Origin of the sequence: Adlercreutzia shanghongiae, assembly GCF_035830635.1 — a bacterium.
GTDB classification, from domain to species: Bacteria; Actinomycetota; Coriobacteriia; order Coriobacteriales; family Eggerthellaceae; genus Adlercreutzia; species Adlercreutzia shanghongiae.
Window position 1 is genome coordinate 97,336 of sequence record NZ_JAYMFI010000003.1, and the last position, 22,211, is coordinate 119,546.

General features: G+C 60.5%; 17 protein-coding genes and 2 tRNA genes. 1 reads left to right on the forward strand and 18 read right to left on the reverse strand.

Features of this window, described 5'->3' with window-relative positions; translation table 11 throughout:
* Positions 1-6: 6 nt before the first annotated feature.
* From VJ923_RS02490 to VJ923_RS02535, 10 genes are all read right to left on the reverse strand, one after another.
* Entirely contained in the window at positions 7-2,586 is a 2,580-nt protein-coding gene (locus VJ923_RS02490) for a molybdopterin-containing oxidoreductase family protein (RefSeq protein WP_326438202.1), read from the reverse strand.
* Positions 2,587-2,764: 178 nt separating this feature from the next.
* Positions 2,765-3,472: a response regulator transcription factor gene (locus VJ923_RS02495; RefSeq protein WP_326438205.1), complete on the reverse strand. Its 708-nt coding sequence runs from the start codon at positions 3,470-3,472 to the stop codon at positions 2,765-2,767.
* 31 nt (positions 3,473-3,503) lie between these two features.
* On the reverse strand, positions 3,504-5,174 hold the full coding sequence (locus tag VJ923_RS02500; protein ID WP_326438207.1) for a sensor histidine kinase: 1,671 nt from the start codon (positions 5,172-5,174) through the stop codon (positions 3,504-3,506).
* A 245-nt stretch (positions 5,175-5,419) separates the two neighbouring features.
* Positions 5,420-6,853 carry an aldehyde dehydrogenase family protein gene (locus tag VJ923_RS02505; protein WP_326438209.1) on the reverse strand — a complete coding sequence of 478 codons (1,434 nt, stop codon included), beginning with the start codon at positions 6,851-6,853 and terminating at the stop codon, positions 5,420-5,422.
* A 37-nt stretch (positions 6,854-6,890) separates the two neighbouring features.
* Positions 6,891-8,066 carry an FIST signal transduction protein gene (locus VJ923_RS02510; RefSeq protein ID WP_326438211.1) on the reverse strand — a complete coding sequence of 392 codons (1,176 nt, stop codon included), beginning with the start codon at positions 8,064-8,066 and terminating at the stop codon, positions 6,891-6,893.
* Between the two features lie 247 nt (positions 8,067-8,313).
* Positions 8,314-8,389, reverse strand: a tRNA-Phe gene (locus VJ923_RS02515).
* Between the two features lie 182 nt (positions 8,390-8,571).
* Positions 8,572-9,255 (reverse strand): A24 family peptidase, encoded by a 684-nt coding sequence (locus tag VJ923_RS02520; protein WP_326438213.1) that lies wholly within the window; start codon positions 9,253-9,255, stop codon positions 8,572-8,574.
* A 3-nt stretch (positions 9,256-9,258) separates the two neighbouring features.
* Positions 9,259-10,590: a coproporphyrinogen III oxidase family protein gene (locus VJ923_RS02525; protein ID WP_326438215.1), complete on the reverse strand. Its 1,332-nt coding sequence runs from the start codon at positions 10,588-10,590 to the stop codon at positions 9,259-9,261.
* Between the two features lie 106 nt (positions 10,591-10,696).
* Positions 10,697-11,986, reverse strand: coding sequence for a phosphoribosylamine--glycine ligase (gene purD, locus VJ923_RS02530; protein WP_326438217.1), 1,290 nt, complete (start codon positions 11,984-11,986; stop codon positions 10,697-10,699).
* Positions 11,987-12,189: 203 nt separating this feature from the next.
* Positions 12,190-13,515 carry an adenylosuccinate synthase gene (locus tag VJ923_RS02535; protein ID WP_326438219.1) on the reverse strand — a complete coding sequence of 442 codons (1,326 nt, stop codon included), beginning with the start codon at positions 13,513-13,515 and terminating at the stop codon, positions 12,190-12,192.
* A 153-nt stretch (positions 13,516-13,668) separates the two neighbouring features.
* Here VJ923_RS02535 and VJ923_RS02540 point away from each other — a divergent pair, with 153 nt between their 5' ends.
* Positions 13,669-14,928 (forward strand): immunoglobulin-like domain-containing protein, encoded by a 1,260-nt coding sequence (locus tag VJ923_RS02540; RefSeq protein ID WP_326438221.1) that lies wholly within the window; start codon positions 13,669-13,671, stop codon positions 14,926-14,928.
* Between the two features lie 41 nt (positions 14,929-14,969).
* Here VJ923_RS02540 and VJ923_RS02545 read toward each other — a convergent pair whose 3' ends face one another.
* From VJ923_RS02545 to VJ923_RS02580, 8 genes are all read right to left on the reverse strand, one after another.
* The gene (locus VJ923_RS02545; RefSeq protein ID WP_326438223.1) at positions 14,970-17,183 is read right to left on the reverse strand and encodes an ATP-binding protein; all 2,214 of its coding nucleotides are present in this window, start codon (positions 17,181-17,183) and stop codon (positions 14,970-14,972) included.
* Positions 17,180-18,460 (reverse strand): metallophosphoesterase family protein, encoded by a 1,281-nt coding sequence (locus VJ923_RS02550; protein WP_326438225.1) that lies wholly within the window; start codon positions 18,458-18,460, stop codon positions 17,180-17,182. Before VJ923_RS02550 ends, VJ923_RS02545 begins: the two co-directional genes overlap by 4 nt.
* Positions 18,461-18,468: 8 nt before the next feature.
* Positions 18,469-19,884 carry a replicative DNA helicase gene (gene dnaB, locus VJ923_RS02555; RefSeq protein ID WP_326438227.1) on the reverse strand — a complete coding sequence of 472 codons (1,416 nt, stop codon included), beginning with the start codon at positions 19,882-19,884 and terminating at the stop codon, positions 18,469-18,471.
* 200 nt (positions 19,885-20,084) lie between these two features.
* Complete coding sequence (rplI, locus tag VJ923_RS02560) at positions 20,085-20,669, reverse strand: 50S ribosomal protein L9 (protein ID WP_326438229.1); 585 nt, start codon at positions 20,667-20,669, stop codon at positions 20,085-20,087.
* A 17-nt stretch (positions 20,670-20,686) separates the two neighbouring features.
* Positions 20,687-20,947: a 30S ribosomal protein S18 gene (rpsR, locus tag VJ923_RS02565; RefSeq protein WP_022738039.1), complete on the reverse strand. Its 261-nt coding sequence runs from the start codon at positions 20,945-20,947 to the stop codon at positions 20,687-20,689.
* A gap of 20 nt (positions 20,948-20,967) precedes the next feature.
* Entirely contained in the window at positions 20,968-21,459 is a 492-nt protein-coding gene (locus VJ923_RS02570) for a single-stranded DNA-binding protein (protein WP_326438231.1), read from the reverse strand.
* A 51-nt stretch (positions 21,460-21,510) separates the two neighbouring features.
* Positions 21,511-21,804, reverse strand: coding sequence for a 30S ribosomal protein S6 (gene rpsF / locus VJ923_RS02575; protein ID WP_296011007.1), 294 nt, complete (start codon positions 21,802-21,804; stop codon positions 21,511-21,513).
* 311 nt (positions 21,805-22,115) lie between these two features.
* Positions 22,116-22,191 (reverse strand) — tRNA-Arg (locus tag VJ923_RS02580).
* Positions 22,192-22,211 lie beyond the last annotated feature (20 nt).

Genomic DNA, 22,211 nt, shown 5'->3' on the forward strand with positions numbered 1-22,211 from the left:
TCCCTTCTACGCCTTCTCAACTTCAGCGCGCACATCATAGAACGCTGCATTCGTCATACTGATAGCCTCTTCAACAGGGTTCTTCTCGTAGTGAGTCAAGTACTGATAGTGGCCCTCAATAAAGTCTCGAGGCTCCCACCCTTGGCCCATAGCTATGACGCCCCTCACAATGCCGGGCGTCACCTGCGCCTTGCACTTGAAAAAGCCTCTGTCATTGAAAATCTTCACTACGTCACCGTGGGCGATGCCGCGATCTGCTGCATCATCGGGATGAATCTGAATATGAGGCTCCGCCTCCAAGACCTCTAGCAATTTAGTATGAGCATGTTGAGTGTGAACCCGTGCACGATCATGGAACTGCATAAAGGTCAGAGGGTACTTGTCCGCATATTTGTTCTCAGGATTGTCCTCACCGCGGAGATACGTTGGGACGTGAGCTCCAAATTCATAGAGCATTTCGGTATAAAACTCCAGGCGCCCCGTAGGAGTGGCAAAAACCTTATCACCGAGCGGATAAGTAGCCCGATCGTAGATACCGTCGGCACGAGCAAGAATGCCCTCATTGATAACATCCTCAATATTGCAACCTGCGAAAGCGGGATGATCGCTATCGAGGAACGTACGGACCCACTCCTCATCCGTCTTGCTCCACGCCGCCTCCTGGCCAACTTTCTTAGCAAGCAACGTCATGATTTCCGTGTCCGACTTGCTCTCGCCTACGCGGTCTAAGACAGGCTTGTTCACGCGGATGTAAGGTCCGGTGCCGCTAGTAGATATATCCCAATTCTCTAACCACGTAGAGGCGGGCAACACCAAATCGGAATACTGGGCAGTCCAGGTGTTGAACGGATCGGCCGTGACGATAAAGTCGATGGCAGGGAACACCTCGTCAATAATCTTGTGGGCATCGGGACTCTGGTTAATAAAATTAGAGGTGGCGATATACAAGAAATCTATGGGAACCGGCTTGCCAGTCAAAGCTGCGTCGTAAATCTCAGAACTCTTGAACACACGAGCATTTTGAAACGCTTCGGGATCGCTACTGTACAGGGCCAAGGTAGCACCCATATACGTACCGAAGGACTCACCATCGCCTACTACGTCCCATTCGGCCGAGTTCATGAGAGGGACCTCGGAACCCGCAGAGCCCGTGAAGCTTAGAGAGGCGCCGTCAATGGGAGCGCCGCCATTGTTGCGCGAAGCACCGCCGCCAGATCGACCCGTATAGCCACACAAGCCAGATAACGTTGCCGCAGCTCGAGAAATCTCATAGCCGTGATAATAGCGAGAAGACCCCGTGCACGTCTGAATAGCTGCAGGGTTGGCATTGGCATAGTCGAGTGCCAACTGCTCGATAGTGGCCGCATCGACTCCGGTAATCTCGGCAGCTTTTTCGAGAGTCCATTTACTTACCTCGGCCACCAGGTCATCCATCGTGGGATGGCATGCCACCCCGTTTACCTCAAAATTACCCGTAAGAGCCCAGGTGTTCTCAGGACCTGAAGTGTTGTCGTCCTCTCCTTGAGAAGCCGCCGCCTCGACCATCGCATTCGTGGCCGTATCCCACGCACAGTAGGCACCGCTTTCAGTGCGGATATAAGTACCATCGGCATCGGACACGAGAAGGGGCGCGCATGAATAGTTAGCCAGCCAAGTCTTATCATGCAAATCGCGCTCAATGATGACGCGCATCATGGCGAGGATGAGGGCGGTATCGGTGCCGGGATTGATAGGGATCCACTGGTCGGCCATGGCCGCCGTTGAGCTGAGGCGTGGATCCAATACGACAAGCTTGATGCCTTTCTCTTTTGCGCGAGCAAGATAACGCGCCGAGGGGACAATGGTGTCCACCATGTTAGTACCAAAGAAAAGCAGCAAATTGGAGTTCAGGAAGTCAAGCGCGTCATGACCCGGGTCAGGATTGCCAGTAACCATAGTGAAGCCAACCGATGTGGCATGGTCGCCCATGATACCCTCCATGGCCCAGGTGGTCGCTCCAAGACAATGGGCCATGCGAACGGGCGCCCACCAATCGAAGGTGCACATGTTGCCCGTAAAAATATAGAAGCTGGCCGAGCGCGGGTCTTTCGCTAGAGCAGCATTCAGCTTTTCGGCCATCAAGTCGATAGCCTCATCCCACGAAATGCGCTCGAACTGACCGCTGCCACGCTCCCCCGTGCGCTTCATGGGGTACATAACTCGCTCGTTTTCATCGATAGCCCGCTGCCACCAGGACATGCAGCGCTGGCAAGCATGGTTGCGCTCGGGCATGCCGGGCAACTCGCCTGGCTCGATGTACACAATAGACCCGTCGCGCTTATAGCCCTGGATGGTGCAATAACAGCAATTGTACCCACTGGTGACTCTAAACTTTTCCAACGATTCATTCTGGTTTGCGGCTACCGTATCTTTGACGCTGGTATCGGGCATCGTGTGCGGCTCTTGCTTCGAGGCGCATCCGCCCAAAGCCAAGGCGACCGCAGATGCGCCCGCTGCAGCAGCAAATTCCCTTCGGCCCAGCGTAGGACCGAAACCCTCTCGACGCCCAGCCGAGTTCGATTGATTTGCGGCGGTCTTCTTTCCCATGGTGCCTCCTCTTCTCCTCTCGGCGGCAAATAATGCGTCAACGAAGAAGGCTGTCTACTCTGCCCCTCCGAAACCTCACGCATCGAATGCCATGACAAAACCTATGGTAGAGCGCATTCTTTAGCTCCCGATTAAGGAAAAGATTAAGAATTATTACTTTTTCTTAGAGAGCGTAGACTTATACGATGCGGTAACCCACGCCCCACTCAGTAAGGATGTGGGTCGGCTTTGACGGATCAGCTTCGATCTTTTCGCGAAGCTTACGAATGAACACCGCCACCACTCCGGCGCTCCCGTAATAATCGTAGCCCCACACTGCGTCGAGAATCTGCTGACGCGTAAATACCGTGTTGGGCCGCTGAGCGAGAAGATGCAAAATATTGTATTCTTTCGCCGTCAAATCGAGGGACCGGTCTTGAGCAGTCACTTGACGCGATCGCGTGTCAATGACAAGATCGCCCAGCGTAATAACCTCTCCCGGCTTCCCCGTCCCTGAGGTGCTTTCGCGACCGCGGGCTTCATTTCGTCGGATGCATGAGTTAACACGCATGACCAGTTCAGCTGGCTCAAAAGGCTTCGTGATGTAGTCATCAGCGCCAAGCTTGAATCCTAGACTTTTATCAACCAAATCCCGTTTTGCCGAGAGCATGATGATGGGCACCGTCTCACTTTTATCGCGAATGGCAGAGCACACTTCAAAACCGCCGTAGCCCTGCATCATGATATCGAGAACCACAAGATCAACGGGGGTCATTTCGAAAACCTCGAGCGCCTCTGTTCCATCTTTGGCCGGTACGACCCGGTACCCTTCCTTTTTCAAGTAAAACGTCACGGCGTCGCGAATGCTCTTCTCGTCGTCCACAACGAGAACAGTTTTCTCAATCATGCGCGCCTCCCTTGACTCAAATCGATCCCTCTTAATCCAAATCGAAATCAGGCTCTTCGAACGGCAAGATAACCGTAAAGACGCTACCAGAGCCCAGCTCGCTGCGCATCAGAATATCACCCCCGAGCAGCTCTGCATATTCTCTTGCCAAAGCAAGACCTAATCCACTCCCACTCACAGGACGCGCGACAAAGCTCTTTCCTTGAATGAATTTGTCAAAAATGACTTTCTGGTCTTCCTCTGAAATACCAGCGCCATCATCAATAACCTCAAACTGAATAACCCCATTATCTGACAGACATGCATTTACCTGCACATGCCCACCTTGATCAGTGTATTTAATAGCATTTGAGCCAAGATTCTCCAGTATATGGAGGAGCTTATCCTCATCTGTCATAAACAAGGGCACTTCACCGTCATGGGCTATCTCCAGATCAATTCCCTTGTCAACAGCGAGCGGCCCCAGCGACCGCGACAGCTCATTCATAATATCAGCCACATCGGCAACGCCTTTTTCCAACGTTGCGGCTCCTGCTTCGATACGGGCTGAGTCGAGAATGTTATCTACCAATTTTGAGAGAGCATGGATGTTGGTCTTTATTGCTTCAACAGCGCTGCTGCGAGCTCTTTCATCCAAAGCGCTTGTATCGTCGAGCATATCGATATAGGCGCGAATAGCCGTGATGGGAGTACGCAGCTCGTGGCTCATCATCGTAAAGAAATGCGACTTGTACAAATCGTTTTCTCGCAACTGCTCATTCACTGTCTCTAGCTCACGAGCCTGTACAATGAGCTTCTCGTTAGCCTCGGCGAGCTGCTCAGTGCGCACTTCAACTAAGTTCTCCAAATCTTTGTGCAACGATTCTAGCTCGTCAGCCATATCGTTAACGTGCGTTGAGAGCGTCCTTATCTCGCCCTTTGCCGTAGCAGGATCAATTTCGATACGCGTATCTAAATCGCCGGAACCGATTTTACGAACAGCGGAGGCGACGCTGCCCAAGGGGCGGATAACATACCGCTTGGTTACCAAAACAATGGTCAGCAAGCAGGCGGCCAGCACCACGAAAGACAAAAAGGCACGCTGTACAATCTGACCCCTTAGGTTCTCTTCGTACGCTTTTACAGGAATTGAGATACTCGCAATCCCTACCAAATCGCCATCTTTCAAACCTTCCTTTGGAAACCCCGTCACATCAATTTCTCCAACAGGGCTTCCATGACAATCAGCACACGCCGACTGCATGCGTAAAGGTACCGAGTAGCGGTAGTAGTCTTCGCCATCGGGCATCGTGCCAAACGATGCATACTCGATCATTTCGGGGTTACCTTTAAACTCGTTTATGGCTCCTGACTCGAATGAGTCAGGCGAGTTCTTCGGATTTCGCGGGTACTCAGACACATAGCGAATTACATAATCGGTTCGATTGGTGAAAAGCGCACCAACCGAAGTGCCAACGATGGAACAATGAAGCCCCTTGAACGTAAACGTACCGTCTCCATCGGTGTTAATAGTGTTCTGATTGACTGAAATAAAATCCCAAACGGACTGCATCTCTTGAGAGAGGATATAGGCCTGCTCAAACAGCATTTCTTCTGTCTGCTGCTTTTGCAACCACACATCGGAAATGACGCTGACGACAAGAAGCAGCGAAATAACGATAGTGGTAGGCACCGCAAGTCTCAGCTCTAAATTGGCTTTCATAAGCGCCTCCTTTTGAGGGCAATTGAAGCGCATCAGGATAGCGCGCCCCGCAGTAAGCAGTCAAGCTACGCGCTGTCGGATTAGTTTAGCCAATCTTCAAAGATCCAATGCATCACTCGCTTCACTTCAAAGAGAAAGACAAAGCAGCAGGGCCGAAAGCTCTGCGGCTTTCGGCCCTGTGGCCTAGTTTGTTCTGTTACGAGACCCCGTTGCCGGTTTCCCGCTTCTCGCTTGCTATCCCGCGCTTACAGGATGTTCTTCAGCACGATGGACTTCGTGTGGGTCATCTCGTCGAAGGTGCTCATGACGCCCTCGGTGCCGATGCCCGAGTACTTGTAGCCGCCGAAGGGCTGCTCGAAGGAGCGGTAGAAGCTGGCGCCGTTGATGACCACGCCGCCGGCCTCAAGCTCGCAAGCGAACTTGGCGCAGGTCTTCTGGTCGGCCGAGAAGATGCAGCTGGACAGGCCGAACATCGAGGCGTTGGCGATCTCGATGGCCTCCTCGGCGGTCGCAAACGTGATGATGGGCACCACCGGGCCGAAGATCTCCATGTCGATGGCAACATCCGCCGTCTTCGGCACGTCCACGATAACCGTCGGCTCGATGAAGGCGCCGTCACGACCGCCGCCGAGCACGATCTTGCCGCCCTGCTGAACGGTGAGCTGAATCTGCTCCTCCACGGTCTTCGCGGCCTTCTCGGAGATGAGGCAGCCGATCTGGGTCTCGTCCTCGGAGGGCATGCCCTGCTTCAGGGCGCCGATCTTCTCCACGACCTTCTTCGTGAACTCCTCGGCCACATCCTCGTGCACGAGGAAGCGCTTGGAGGCGCAGCACACCTGGCCGGTGTTGTACATGCGGCCCCAGATGACCTCGCTGGCGGCCAGCTCCACGTCGGCGTCGGCCATGACGATGAAGGCGTCGTTGCCGCCGAGCTCCAGCGCGGTGTGGGTGAGGGTCTTCGCGCACACCTCGGCGGTCTCGATGCCCACCTCGGTGGAGCCGGTGAGGGTCACCAGGTCAAGGTCGGGGTTCGCGCACAGCTCATGGCCCACCACCGAGCCGCGGCCGGTGACGATCTGGGCGGCGCCGGGCGTCACGCCGGCCTCACCGAGCAGCGCCGTCAGCATGCACAGCGTCAGGGGGTTGTCGGTGGAGGGCTTCACGATGACCGAGTTGCCGGCCAGAAGCGCCGGGGCCACCTTCTGATCGAACAAGTCGCAGGGGAAGTTGAAGGGGATGACGGCGGCCACCACGCCCAAGGGCTCGCGGCGCGTGATGAGCACCGTGGTCTCCTGGCCCTGCTCGCTGCCAGCGGTAATCACCTCGTCGTAAAGGTGCTTCGCGCGCTCGGAGAAGGCCTTGAAGGCGATCGGAATGTTGCCGATCTCGGCGCGGGCCTCGGTGATGGGCTTGCCCGTCTCATCGGACAGCGTGCGCGCGAGCTTCTCCTTGTCGCGCTCCACCAGATCGAGGAAGGCCATCATAATTTCGGCGCGCTTCCACACCGGTACCTTGTTCCACTCGGGCTGGGCGGCGCGGGCGAACTTCACAGCCTCGGCCACATCCTCGGCGGTGGCGGCAGGTACGGTATCGACCACTTCGCCCGTCGCCGGGTTGATCACGTCAATAGAGGCGCCATCGGAAGAATCGACCGCCTTGCCATTGATAAACATCTTCATAGAGTAATGCTCCTTTGTTTGAATCTAACTATGCCAACTACTTGCTAAAACCCGTAAAGGACAGCATCAGGCCACCGCAGGTATTGTTGTTGTCGCCTTCGAAACCGTACTCGCCGAAGGTGAACTCGACGAGGTAGGGCACTTCTCCCGCAACCTCGGCCACCGCGTCGGCCACCTCACCGATACGGGCATCGATGCCGGCGCGGCGACCGCCGCAGTGCACCAAATGGAAGGCCGCAGGCTCGCCGGGCATGCGATCGATAAGCTCGCGCAACGTGTCGGGCACAGACTGGATGAGCTCGTCAACGGTGGCCTCCATGCGGATGACGCAGGTCTTCTCGGCCAGGTTGTTGCCCACATTGATGGAGAAGTCGTCGTTGCCGTTCATGGGATGGCGAATGGCGATGAGGTCGCCCAGGCGGTCCTTCACGCCCAGCGGCGAGCACACCGTGTAGGCGAGCAGGTTGCCGCCGGCGATGTCCTCGTCAGAGCAACCGGTCCACTCCTGGAACTTCTTGGCGGCCGGAACGCCGTCGATCTCTACCAGGGTGCGGTTGCCGTCGATCTTGGTGATGACGCCGAAGTCGTCGGTTTCGCGATAGGCGCCGGTAAACACGTTGGTCATGTCCGGGCCGTTCCAGAAAAATGCGGCGATACAGCCGTCGGCGAAGGACTCGCCGGTGGTGTAGAGCTTCCACTCGCCGGCGATGGCGTTGTCCGCGGCAGAGCCGCCAAAGAACGGGATGCGGCCCACCACCGAAGAGATGCCTTTCAGGTAGAACTCCTCCTCCGCCGGGCTGGCGGCCATGTAGAAGAAGTCGGAAGCAGCGGTCATGCCCGCAGCCTCCATGGCGGCGGTGGCCAGAGCAGCGCCGGCAGCTGTCGGGTCATCGTTGTCGGCACGATCGGCGGCAGCCACGCCCACGGTCATGTCGGGATCGGACAGGGCCAGCACGCCCACGAACGGCGTATCGCCGCCCACATAGCCGGCGCCGTTGACAATCACGCCGGTGAAAGAAGTGTTGCCGAGCACGGGCACCTCGCCCAGCGCCTCGCCCACGCCAGCGACTACTTCGTCGACATCGTAATCACAGCTGCAATAGACCATGGCCACCTGGGTGGCGTCGAGGCCGGCAGCCGCCTGAACGGCAGCTTCCTTGCCCGCGGTACGGGCGTCGGCAGCAGTGCTGGAACCTACGTTAGCTTTGAACATGGTTTCCTCCTAGTCATAGGTTGGGCAGAATAGCCCTAACTGCCACCGTATCACTTTCCTACCGCCCATCGGTGCCGATTCGCGCCGTTTTTCGAGAATTCCATACCTTTTGACTAATATTTAATTGATGACCTATTGACTAATGTTCAACAAGCACTTATGGACTCACTCCTGCTAGGCGCAAGCGCATTTGAAACACTGTTTCCCGTTGGAGAAATAAAAAAGCGCCCGAAGGCGCTGGAGATTATGGTGGTCGGAGGGGGACTTGAACCCTCGGCACGCGGATTTTCAGTCCGCTGCTCTACCAACTGAGCTACCCGACCATTGGCTTGCGGAAACGGAAACCGTTTCGACGCGAGCATATATTCTAGCGGGACTATCGCCCGTATGCAAGAACTTTCTTGCGGCGAAACGGAAAACGGCACCTTGCTGTTCAGCCTCGCGGCTCAATTGGGACGGCCGACCGTCTCCGCCATGCTCGGCAGCGCGAACCGCACGGGCGGTTTTACGCGACGAAGGCGATGAGGGCGCCCAAGGTAATGAACGGCGCGAAGGGCATGGTGCCCGCAAGGAGCGAGTCGCGATCACGCTCGGAGGCGACCCCTTGGATGGCGCCGCTCAGGAAGGGCTTAGAGCTCCCGCCGGCAGTCTTCGAGAGACCACGGCGCGAAGCGTCCGAATCCGATGCCACCATAGCGCTGCGCCGCACAAGGCGCTGCAGCAACGCGCGCCCCAGCACGTACACCACGCTGAGAACGCACGCAGCGAGCAGGCAGATCACGCCGCGTTCCATGCCAAGGAACAACCCCAGCACCGTCATGAGCTTGATGTCTCCGCCGCCGAAAGATTCCTTGTGCGTGATCGCCTCGTACACCGTTGTCAGCACCAGCAACCCGCCGCCCAGCACCACGGCACCAAGAATGCCGCTCGCCAGCGAGATGCCTCCGATGCTGAATCCCGGAGGAACCACCACATCGGGCGCGGGGCCCAAGAGCTCGGCCTTAAACCCGAGGCCCATATGCTTCCCCGCAAACCCAAGCACCAGACGCCATACCGCCCACAACAACCCTATAGCCGCCGCCAGCCCGTTGGGCACGCGCCGGGAGCGAACGTCGATAACCGACACCACGGCCAGCAACGCCAGCACGAGGACATAGGCAACCAGAGTTATGACGGAAACGTACGTCATAGCCTACTTGCATCCGTCTCCGAAGATAAGCTCGCGCTCTTCGCCGACAAGCGCGGCGCGGGCCTGATCGCGCAGATTGTTCACGCCGATGAAGAACTGGCGCATCATCACCACCACAAGGTAGCGACCCTTCGAGGTGAGCGTCAGTTCGTCGGCGTTGTCGGTAGCGAACGCCCCCGAGGCGCGCATGAAGGCCATCTCCACCGGAAGACCGCGCTCAACCGACATGCCGAAGTCGCGCTTGAACTGGCGCTTGTCCAGGTGCAGGCCGAACAGCTGCATCATGAAACGGTAGCGCATACGGTCGTGCAGCGAGAAGGTGGTCTTGCCCATCATGGACATATGACCGGCCTCAATGGTCTCGTTGTACTCGTTCACCGAGAACGTGTTCACGTACAGGTTCTCGCCCAAGTACGTGATGCCGCCCGAGCCGATGGCCGGGTACTCCTCGTAATCGACCACGTACTCGTCGATCATGGCGTCCTCGCCGGCGGCGCCAGTGCCGCGACGGTTGAACGTCCACGCGCTTCCCAGCTCGAAAAGTCCCGAGCGGCCGTCGGGCAAGTCCCCCAGCAGCAGGTCGCAGATAATCTCGTAGAAGCGGCGCTCGCGGTTGTAGTCCACCTTGCCCACCGTGGCCGCCAGCGAGCGCTGCACCGAAGGCGAGGCCATCAGCGGGTAGAACGTCGTCTGGCTGGCGCCGGAGGCCACCACCATCTCGATGTCGTGGATGAGCGTGTCTTCAGTTTGCGCGGGAAAATTGAAGATCATGTCCGCGTTCATGGACACGAAATACGGGCTCGCTTCCTGGATGCGCTCGAGAATCTCCTGGCCACTGCCATATTTCTCGTAGCGGTCCATCTGTCGCAGCAAATCGTCGTCGAAAGACTGAACGCCCACGGACAAACGCTGCACGCGGCCCTTCAGCTTCTCAAGGTACTCCGGAATGAGGTGGTTCGGGTTCGTCTCGCTGGATACTTCCTTGATCGAAAACAGGTCGCGGGCCATGTCGATGGTCTCGCACAGCTCGTCAATCATGATAGTGGGCGTGCCGCCGCCGATGTAGACCGAATCGAAGTCGTAGCCCAAGTCCTTCAGCATGCGCATTTCCTTGCGCATGTTCTCGAAGTAGGGCTTGGCGCGGTCCACACGGAAGGGGAAGCGGTTGAACGAGCAGTAAGGGCACAAACGCTCGCAGAACGGCACGTGCATGTACAGCATGTAGGGCTGGCCCGGCTGCGGGCGAGGCATGAACTGCTCGTCGCAGGGCTTAAGCTTAAGGTAGTTGGCCGTGCAGGCCTCTACCACCTTCGAAAGCATACGTTCTGAGAGCATGTAGGGCATTCCTTCTTTCTAAGCGGGGCGCGGGGGTACAGGGAGGGCAGACCGATGTCTGCCCCTGCGAATTCTATCCCTGGCAGTGAGTCGTTCGATACTGCCGCTATTCCCAGGCGCTGCGGCCTTGCAGCGCTTTTTTGCCGATGTCGTGACGGTACATCTTGCCTTCGAAGTTGATGAGGTCGCACGCCTCGTAGGCGCGCTCGCGAGCCTCCTCGAAGCTGTCGCCTTGGGCCACCACGTTCAGCACGCGCCCACCGTTGGTGAGCAGCTCGCCGTCGTAGTTGCGGCGGGTGCCGGCATGGAACACTGTGACGCCGTCGAGCTCTTCGGCCTCTTCGATACCCAGGATGACCTTGCCCTTCTCGTACGAGCCGGGATAGCCCTCGCTGGCAAGCACCACCGACACGGCCCAATCGTCGGACCATTCCAGATTGATGTCCTCAGGCCGTCCCTCGGCCACAGCGAGCATGACCTCCACCAGGTCGCTTTCCAGACGGGGCAGCACCACCTGAGTCTCCGGGTCGCCGAAGCGCACGTTGAACTCAACGATCTTCGGACCCTCGGGGGTAAGCATGAAGCCGCCATAGAGCGTGCCGCGGTAATCCACGGCGAACGGCTCGCGGGCCGTGGCCGCAGCGGCCGTCTCCATGATGGAAACCATGGCGGCCATCTCCTCATCGGTAACGATGGGCACCGGCGAGTACACGCCCATGCCGCCAGTGTTCGGGCCAAGGTCGCCATCGTAGGCGCGCTTGTGGTCTTGGGCCGGGGCCATGGGGAACGACTTGCCGCCGGTAACGAAGCACAGAAGCGAGCATTCGGGGCCGGTCATGCACTCCTCGATGACCACCGTGGAGCCGGCCTCGCCGAAGGCGCCGTCGAAGCAGGCGCTCACCGCCGCCTCGGCGTCTTCCAGCGTTTCGGCCACCACGACGCCCTTGCCCGCAGCCAGGCCGTCGGCCTTGATGACGATGGGCGCGCCCTGCTCGCGCACGTAGGCGAGCGCGTCGGCCTCGTTATCGAAGCGCCCATAGGCAGCCGTGGGAATGCCGTTGGCTTCCATGAACTCCTTGGAATAGGCCTTCGAGCCCTCCAGCTGGGCGCCGTCGGCATTGGGGCCGAACACCGGCACGCCATCGGCGCGCAAAAGGTCGGCCACGCCATCCACCAGGGGAGCCTCGGGGCCGATGACCACTAGGCCGATGTTGCGCTCGTGCACGAAGCTCAGCAGCGCCTCGCCGTCGGCCACATCGATATCGACATTCTCGGCAATCTCCGCGGTGCCGCCGTTGCCCGGAGCCACGTACAGCACGTCGGTGCTCGGGGATTTCTGCAGGGCCCACGCAATGGCATGCTCGCGGCCGCCCGAACCCAAAACCAGAATATTCACGTCTGTTCCTTTCAGTAATTCCTTCTAGGAAATCACAGGTCGTTTGCAACCCCCATCGCCCGGGAGAAACGCAGAGGGCGTTGGCGGCGGAGGGGTCCGCACGGAGTTCCGCAGCGACTGGAACAGCCCAGTGGGCTGTTCCACCAAGCGAGGACTGTCAGAGTACGGCGCCCCTCCGCCGCCAACGCCCTCGGACGAGCTAGTTAGTCTTCCCTCATCCACACATCGCGCATAATAGTCTGATCACGATCGGGACCCACGGAGACGATGCTCATGGGCACGCCGGTGATCTCCTCCAGGTACTCGATGTACTTGCGCGTGTTCTCCGGCAGCTCCTCGTAGGTGCGGCAACCGGTGATGTCCTCGCCCTTCCAGCCGGGAAGCTCCACGTAGATGGGCTTGGCGTGGTGCAGCACCGACTGCTGCATGGGGAAGTAGTCGTAGCGCTCGCCGTTGCACTCGTAGGCCACGCACACCTTGATGGTGTCGAAGGCGGAAAGCACGTCCAGTTTCGTCAGCGCCACATCCGTAAGCCCGTTCACCTCGGCGGCATAGCGGCCGATGACCGCGTCGAACCAGCCGCAGCGGCGCTTGCGCCCGGTGGTAACGCCGAACTCGTGGCCCGCTTTGCAGAGCAGCTCGCCGTCTTCCGCGTCCTGGCCTTCGCCGCCGTTCTCGGGGAACTTCAGCTCCGTGGGGAAGGGGCCTTCGCCCACGCGGGTGACATAGGCCTTCTGAATGCCGAGCACGCGATCGATGGCCGCAGGGCCCACGCCCGTGCCCGTGGCCGCGCCGCCGGCGCAGCAGCTAGAGGAGGTGACGAACGGGTAGGTGCCGTGATCGATATCGAGCAGGGTGCCCTGGGCGCCCTCGAACAGGATGGACTTGCCGTCGGCCAAGGCCTCGTTCAGCATGTGGGCCGACTCGCACACGTAGGGGGCGAGGATGCGGGCGTAGGGCAGGTACTCGTCGCAGATTTCTTCCACCGTGTAGGTGTGCAGGCCGTAAATCTTCTCCAGAATGGGGTTCTTCTGAGCGAGCACCGCTTCCAGCTTCAGGCGGAAGATCTTCTCGTCCAGCAGATCCTGCATGCGGATGCCCTTGCGGCCCATCTTGTCCTGGTAGCACGGACCGATGCCACGCTTGGTGGTACCGATCTTCTTATCGCCGAGGCTCTTCTCGTCGGCGCCGTCGAGGTCCTTGTGATAGGGCATGATGAGATGCGCGTCGTTGGAGATGCGCAGGTTCTTGCAGGAAACGCCCTCGGCTTCCAGCATGGCCATCTCCTTCACGAGCACGCCCGGGTCGACCACCACGCCGTTGCCGATGACCGGCACCGCGTTCTCGTACATGACCCCGGAGGGCATGAGGTGCAGCGCGAGCTTCTTGTCGCCGTGGATGACGGTGTGGCCGGCGTTGTTGCCGCCCTGGAAGCGCACGACATAGTCGTAGTCGCTGGCGATGAGGTCGGTGATCTTACCCTTGCCTTCGTCGCCCCACTGGGCGCCGACGAGCACTGTGCTGGGCATGCTGAATCCTTTCGACGTTGGATGAGGAACACCCCTTAGACGGCATTCCCGCAAGCGTTCAGTATACCAGCCGCACAGCGCAATGCTGTGGAAGGCGGGGCTTCGTGCTAAGATTTACGGAGTTAAGACGCGCAAGATCCAGGAAGGCTCTCCATGACCGACAACCTGCCTCCCCAGCGCCCCGTTTCGGGCCCGGTGTCGCGGCCGGCGATCGGCGGCGATAGGGCGACGATGCACCGAGCCGTGCTTCGTCGCCAACGGCGCAACCGAACCGTCTTCAGCGCGGCGATGGCCGTTCTCATGGTGGGAGCCCTGGGCGTGTTCCTCGTCACCGAGCTCACGCGCCCGCACTCCTTCGAACCGCCCTCGGCAGCGACCACCTTCGATGCCGACGAGCTCGCCCGTATCGAGGCGGAAAGCAGCGGAGGGGGCGGCTTTATCGAAGCTGACGAGCCGGCTCCTTCCGACAGCATCATCATGACCCTGGGCGGCGATTCCGACACCTACGTGCTGCAGGGCGAGGAGTACCTGGAACCCGGATGCCACGCCTATGACCCCGAGATGGGCGCCATCGAGGGCGTCGAAATCTCCGGCGAGGTAGACACCGCCACCGCCGGCGACTACACCATCACCTACACCGCCACCGACCCTCGGGGTCGGGGCCTTGCCGCCACCGCCGAGCGCACGGTGCACGTTGTGGAAAGCTTCGACGACTTCGCCGGCGCCGCCACCTCGCTGCCCGTGCTCATGTACCACTACGTTTATACCGAAGACGACCCGCCCGAGACGCCCGATGCCAACTACCTGCTGGACACGAAGTTCGAAGCCCAGCTGCAGTACCTGACCGAGAACAACTACTACTTCCCCTCCTACCAGGAGGTGCGCGCCTTCGCCGAGGGCACCCACACGCTGCCGGCCCGCAGCGTCGTGCTCACCTTCGACGATGGGCAGAAGGGCTTTCTGAAGTACGGCATCCCCCTGCTGAACCAGTACCAGGTGCCGGCAACGTCGTTCCTCATCGTGTCGCAGGAGAGCACCGAGGACAAGCTGCGCGAATACTCCAGCCCCTACATCAGCTGGCAGTCCCATTCCTACAACATGCACCGCGACGGCTCCGATGTGGGCCGCGGGGGCATTATCCACGCCATGAGCACCGAGGAGATCGTCGACGATTTGAAGCAGGCCCAGACCGTGCTCGGCACCACCGAGGCCTTCGCCTACCCCTATGGCGACAACAACGAGAACGCCTGGGCGGCCATGGAGGAGGCCGGGGTGCTGTGCGCGTTCACCATCGAGAACCGCCGCATCGTTCCCGGCGACGCGCCGGAGGCCCTCCCGCGCGTGCGCATTGCCGGCGAGTACGAGCAGGAAGGCTTCAAATACCTCGTCGAGCCCAACGGCGGCGAGCAGTAGCCGAACCGCGGGGCCCGCTTAGCGCTGCGGGCGGCGACGGCCTAGAGGTTAATCACCGTGGCCGGCAGTGCGGCCTGCTTGGCGGCCTTTTTCAGCGTGCGGGCCACTTCCTCGTGACAGGTGAAGAGGATGACCTGGCGGTGCTCGGCCAGCTCCACCAAGGCCCGGGCCGCGCCCAGGCGGCGGTGCTCGTCGAAATTCACGAGGATGTCGTCGGCCAAGATGGGAATAGAGCGGCCCACGTTGTCGGCGCATTCCAGAAGGGCGATGCGCAGCGCAAGGTAGAGCTGCTGGCAGGTGCCCAGCGAGAGGTGCACCGTCTGCCGGGTGCGACCGTGGGCGTCGGCCACCTGCAGCGCCCCCTCCCGCGTCAGCGTCACTTCGGTCCAGTGGCCGTCGGTCATAAGGGAGAGCAGGCGGCTGGCCCGCGCGTACACTTCGGGCTGGCGCTTCGATTCCCAAGTGGCGATGGCCGCTTCCAGCATGCGCTTGGCAAGCAGCAGGCGGGCGAAATCGGCCCGCGCCTCTTCCAAGCGGGTCGTCACTTCCTGCACCTCGATTTTAAGACGATCAAAATCACCCTCGGTTTCGGCCTGGGCGAGAAGGGCCGCAAGCTCGCCGGCGCGCTGGTTCATGGTCTCGAGGGCCTCGATGAGCCCCGTGCGCTGGCGGCAGCGGCGGTCGAGCTCTTCTTCCACCAGGGACACGTCGCCCTCGGCGGACAAGCCGGCCCGCTCCAAGGCGCTGGCGCGGGCGGCGGCGATCTCCTCCAAACGCCGCTCGGCCTCGGCACAGCGGGAAGCAGCCGCTTGCTGGCGCTGGCGACAGAGCGCCATGGCCTGACGCACTTCGCGGGCCTCATCCAGGATAGCCCGCGCCTGGCGCACCGAGCCCTGGGCCTCGGCGAGGCCCTCTTCCTCAAGCGCCTGGGCCACGCGGGCAGACAGCTGATTCTCTTCTGCCTCGCATGCCTCGAGCTTCTTCTTATCCTGCACCATGACCCAGTGGGCATCATCGAAGCGGGCCTTTCGAGCGCCCTCTTCCTTATCGGGGCGGAACAGCAGAGCGAAGCCGCCCACGGCCATCAGCGCAGCGAACACCGACAGCAGAAGACCGATGGCCATGTAGCTGAGCGAGCCGCGGTCGCGCCCTTCGATAAACAGCGGCACGCCCAAGAGGAAGAGCACCGCGGGAATAACGACGCAGAACGCCACCTGTATGCGGCGTTTCGAATGTTCGCGGCGACGGTCGGCGGCCTCGTCGGCGGTTTCCTGCAGCGCCTCGTAAACTGCCGCCGAGGACGTGTAGTTCGCCCGGGCCGTCTCCATCGCGTGGGCTTGGCGAGATTGGCGCGCCGCAAGCGTTTCCAGTCGGTCGCGCAGAGCCCGCTCGTCAGAGACGGTCAGCCGGGAAAGGCGGCGGCCGACGGCGCGCTCGTGAGTGCGCAGCTCTTCGGCGGCCTCATCGGCCGCAACGTGCAAGCGCTCGATGTCCACCGCCAGCTTGTCGCGCTCGACATCAAGGCTCTCCACGGCACTTTTCGCTGTGGTCAGAGCCTCAATGACCCGGTTGGCTTCCGCCACGCGCTCGGCCATGGCGGCGCGCTCCGGCTCCAATTCGTGCAGCTCGCGGTCTTGGGCTCGCAGCACGTCGGCCGCATCCGATGCCGCTTGCTGCTCGGCGCGCAGTTCGTTGCGGCGGGCCAAAAGCTGCGGGATGGACTGCTCCGCCGAGGCGGCGCGCGACGTGAAGGCAGCCAGGCGCTCGTTCACATGGGCCAAGGCATGCGCCGGCGACGACCCGGTTCCCGAGCCCGCCGTGAGCAGCTTCGCAGTGGTGTCCGTCGTGTTGCGCAGCGAGCGCAGCTCATCGCTGTTCAGCGAGAACATCGTGCGGTAGGTGTCCTTGTCGATATCTTCCACCAGCCACTCGTCGCCCTGAAGACCGTCGACGTTTCGCTGGCGAGCGAGCGTGTAGATTTCAGGAACGGCACCGGCGGTGGCCTGCGCGGCCCCGAACAGCAGCGACCCTGCCCGCTCGGCTCCCTCGGGCTTGTAGGTGTTGCGGTTGCCGCGAGCCTCTTCCCAACCGAACAACACGCCGCCCACGAAGGAGGCAATAGTGGTCTTGCCCGCCTCGTTGGGGCCAAACACGATGTTCAGCGCCGGGCCGAACGGGCCGACAACGGTATCATGGAAGCGCCCGAAGCGCTCCATATGAAGCGTACGCAGGTAGGCTGGGGTTTGCTCGCTCATCGACCATCGCCCCCCTGCAGCAGAAGATCGAGCACCAGATGCGTAGCCTCTTCGGTGAGCTGGCGCGCTTTTTTCTCGGAAAGCGCCGAGGTGAGGGGCACGTTGCGGGCGAGGTACTCCTCTTGAAGATAATCGATCTGACCGGGCAAATCGTCCGCGAAGCTGTCGGCGGTGCGCAGAAACACCGCGGGGAAAAGGCCTTCGGCCCGTAGAGCCGCCTCATCGATAGGGGCGGTCGTGGCATCGAAGAGCCCATCGCAGAAGAACTCGGAGTACGAGTCGTTCAGCGATTCGCGCACCTCTTCCAAAACCCCTGGCCGCGCAAGGACCTCGTGCAAGGGGGTGGCGCCCACGAACGTGATGCGCGAGACCATCATCTCGCACGAAGCGTCGCCGTTAACGGCGAACAGCTCGCGCATCGTCTTGGCGACCAGAGCCGGGATGTTCGCGCAATCGGAGGCATCTACCTTGACGGCCTCCCATACCACCGAGGCCGTGGGCACAAAGGCAATTTCGGGAGGCCGGCCCACCGATAGCGTCACGAGGTTGACGCCACGCGGCCCTGTCTCCCGCACATCGCGCCCTTGAATGCAACCGGAAAAGACAATGCGCGGCACGCGCTCGTCGTTGACCCAGCGCTTGTGAATATGGCCCAAGGCCCAGTAGTCGAAGCCCGCGCGGAGCAGCTCCACCGGATTAGTCGGCGCCTTCACCGGGTCCAGCGTAAGCCCGGTATGAAGCACGCCCACGGCATAGGGAGCCTCGGCAGCGCGCGGCCCCAAAGCGCGGATGGCCGCCGCCCGGGTAATGCCCTCGGCGATGTTCTCGTTGGGAGACCACACTTTGTTGGGATAGCCCCGGCCGCCAATAATGGTGAGGGGCCGTCCCTCCTTTTCGAACAAGGCGAAATCGGGGCGATCGGCGGCGAGCATGGTAGTCGAAGGGGGCAGGGCGAAGAAGTCCTGCTGCCACAGGCTGAGCGGGTCGTGGTTTCCCGTGCACAGATACGAGGGAATGCCCTCGGCATCCAGACGGTGCAGCCCTTCGAAAAAGCGCAGGTAATCGCGATAGGACGCCCTTACGGAATCGAAGATGTCGCCGGAGACGACGACGAAATCGACGCGGCGCGTTACCGCCAATTCCACCACGCGGTCCCAGGCGGCGGGAATCGCCTCGGTAAGTCGGCGGGCCCACTCGTCCGACAGGGCCCGCAGCCCACGAAAGGGGGCGCCGATATGCAAATCAGCGGCATGGAGGAATGTGAGAGAATCCGCCACAGGCACCCTTAGTACCCGCCGACGCGCGAGTCGTCGATAAAGTCCATGAACTTGGTGAACTCGGGGTTGAAGGCGAGGTCGATGTCGCGCGTGGCGCCGTTGCGGTGCTTGGCCACGATAAGCTTGGCCATGCCCAAATCGGGGCGGCTCTCGCTTTCGGCCTCGATCTCGTTCATCGAACGGTCGATGAACATGACGATGTCGGCGTCCTGCTCGATAGCGCCGGAGTCGCGCAGGTCGGAAAGCATGGGGCGCTTGTCCTTGCCGCGCTGCTCGATGGCGCGGGAGAGCTGCGAGAGCGCAATCACGGGCATGTTCATTTCCTTGGCGAGAATCTTCAAGCCGCGGGAAATCTCGCTCACCTGGTCATTGGTGGATTTGTGGGCCGTCATGGGGCCGGGCTGCATAAGCTGCAGGTAGTCCACGATAATGAGGCCCTTCTGACCCTCTTTCAAGTTGTGCAGCTCGCGGCGGCCCTTGGCGCGGGCCTCCAGCACAGAAAGGCCCGGAGTGTCGTCGATAAACATATCGAGCTGGGAAAGCTTTCCCGAGGCCTCTGCGAGCGCGCCCCAGTCGCCCTCGGCGATAAAGCCGCTGCGCAGCTTCGAGAGGTTCACGCGGGCCTCGGCGCACAAAATACGCTGAACAAGCTGCTCGGCACCCATTTCCAAAGAGAAGAAGGCCACGGCCACGCCGGCCTTGGCAGCATTGGTGGCAAGGTTCAGGGCAAAGGAGGTCTTGCCCACGCCGGGTCGCGCAGCAAGGATGACGAGGTCTCCCCCGCGGAAGCCGTGGAACAGGTCGTCGGCATCTTTGAAGCCCGTCGGCACGCCGGCCATCTTGTCCTTCTGGCTGGCGAGGCGGGAAATCTCCTCGTAGGCATCGGCCACCAGCTCGTCCATCTTGCGGAACGACGAGTTGACGCGCTTCTCGGTAACGTTGAAAAGCGTCTTTTCGGCCTCTTCCACCACCTGGTCCAAATCATCGGGCGCATCGTAGGCCAAGGCGTTGATCTGCGTCGCGGCGAACACCAGCTCGCGCAAAATGGACTGGCGCTTGACGATATCGACATGGCGCTCCCAGCTGGTGAGGGAGAACGTGTTGTCCGCCAGCTCGGCCAGATACGCACGACCGCCCACCGCTTCAAGTTGGCCCGAGGCCTTCAGCGTGTCGGCCAAGGCAATAGGGTCAACAGGGATATGGCGGTTTGTGAGGCTGATGATGGCCTCGAAAATAGTGCGATGCGACGGACGGAAGAAGTTCTCGGGGCGCAGCTTCAGCACCACGTCTTCGGTCACCTCGCCGTTGAGCAGACAGGCAGCCAAAACCGATTGCTCAGCCTCGATATTCTGGGGCAACTGGGCTCGGGGGGCAAGTCCCGGAGTGTTGTTCGCATCAGCAGGAGGATTGGGCTGGTAGGGCATGGGGAAGTCCTTCGTTTCGTCGGTGAGCCTATTGTAACGCGTTTCCTCACGAGGCGGGACCACCCTTGAGCGTGATGCCTCGTTGCGTTTCCCGTCGGCGCCATCGGATACGCAGTCCTCCGTGTTTCACGGGAAACAGCGCCATTATAGAAAATGGCCCCTCCGAGGAGGGGCCATCAATGGGTCGCGCGGAGAGAGGACTACTCCTCAGTCTCGGTCACCTCAACCTCGACCGTGCCGTCCTCGGCGATCTGGCCGTCAACCTCGACGGTCTCGTCAGCCGGAGACTCGGCGATCCCGATAGCCTCTTCGATGGCCTCGATGGCCTCTTCGGCCTCGGACTCGCCAGCGACGACCACGGTCACCGTGCCCTTGATGTCGCGGTACAGCGACACCGACACCTGGTAGGTGCCCGCCATCTTGATGGGCTTACCCAGCTCCACACGACGACGGTCGATCTCGATGTCAAGCTGCTCGGCGATGGCGTCGGCCACGAGCGGAGCCGTGACAGAGCCGAAGAGCACACCCTCCTCGCCCACCTGGGCGATGATGCGGACGGTGACATCGTTGAGCTTCTCGGCCAGAGCGTTGGCATCGGCAATGCGGGTCTCCTCGCGCTTGGCGATGTTCTTCTTGCGCTCCTCGAGCTGCTTCAGGTTGCCCGGAGTGGCCTTAACGGCGTAGCCCTGGGTCAACAGGAAGTTGTTGGCAAAGCCGCGGTTGACGTCGATGACGTCGCCCTCGCCGCCCTTGCCCTGAAGTTCCTTAAGAAGAATAACTTTCATGGTTGTCCTCCCTTCGCTTAGCGGTTGCGGCGATCGCCACGGCCGCTGACAGCGGGGACGGCATAGGGCATGAGAGCCATAACGCGGGCGCGCTTGACGGCCTCCGCGATGTCGCGCTGGTGCTGGGTGCAGGCACCGGTCACGCGACGGGGCTTAATCTTGCCACGATCGGTAACATACTTGCGCAGCATTTGAGTATCTTTGTAATCGATATACTCCACGTCGTCTTTGCAGAACTGGCAATACTTACGACGAGGCTGCTTAGCGTAATCGGCCATTTTAACCTCTTTCGTTTCGCTTAGAACGGAATGTCATCATCGTACACGGAAGAGGAAGCGTCGATTGCCGGCGCGACCGGGGCAGCCGCCGGCGCGGGGGCCGGAGCGCTGTAGGCCTGAGCAGCCGGGGCATAGCCCTGGTTGCCGCCGAAATCGCCACCGTAGGACTGGGCACCGCCGCCGTTGCGGCTCGACATGAACTCGAGCTCGTCAACGATGACTTCGAGCTTGCTGCGCTTCTGGCCGTCGCGCTCCCACTGGCTCCAGCGAAGCTTGCCCTCGATGGACACCTTAGTGCCCTTGGACAGGTACTGGGACAGACTGCGCGCCCGAGCGCCGAACATGGTGCAATCGACGAAGTTCGGGTAATCCTCCCATTCGCCGGTCTGAGGATTCTTGCGACGGTCGTTCACCGCCACGCCGAAGCTCATGACGTCCATGCCGGACTGGGTGTTGCGCAATTCAGGGTCGCGGGTCAGATTGCCGCTGATAATCACTCGATTGATGCTCATTTCTACCTCTTCTCATGGTGAGCGCCTCAAGCAAGGTCGCTCGGTTTCCAACTAGTCGCGATCGGTGCGGGCGACGACCATGTGACGCATAACGGCATCGTTGATGCGCAGCACGCGATCGAGCTCGGCAATGCTCTGCGGGTCAGCGTGGAAATCGATGAGAGTGTAGTCACCATCGGACAGACCGTTGATCTCATAAGCGAGTTTGCGCTTGCCCCAATTGTCGACATTGTCCACAACGCCCTCGGCGTCAGTAATCGTCGTCTCGATGCGCTTCATAACGCCGGCACGAGTCTCATCGTCGATCGTAGGAGCAACAATAAACAGCAGTTCATAAGCCTTCATCAGCTCACCTCCTTTGGACTTTACGGCTCCGGGCTGGTGAAGGCACACACCGGAGCAGGAATAGCCTTGCCATTCTAGCAGAGCTCTCCTCTTCTGGTGCGAAACGGTCTTTTCCCATCACGGTAAGCACACATTGCTTCGGTCGCTGGCAACACTATAGAAGCGCAAAACCGCAAAAATGACGGCGGGAAATCCCGATGGGTCCCTCCCCCGCACCGCACGATTGTCGCTTGATAGTCGCCGTTTTGCCTCCCACTCTTCTCGCCCGCAACCAAAAAAGGCGGGGCCTTCCGGCCCCGCCTAGATTTGACTGGCGCCCCCGAGAGGACTCGAACCTCCGACGCACGGTTTAGGAAACCGACGCTCTATCCGCTGAGCTACGGGGGCGAATAGAAAGAAGCCTGCCG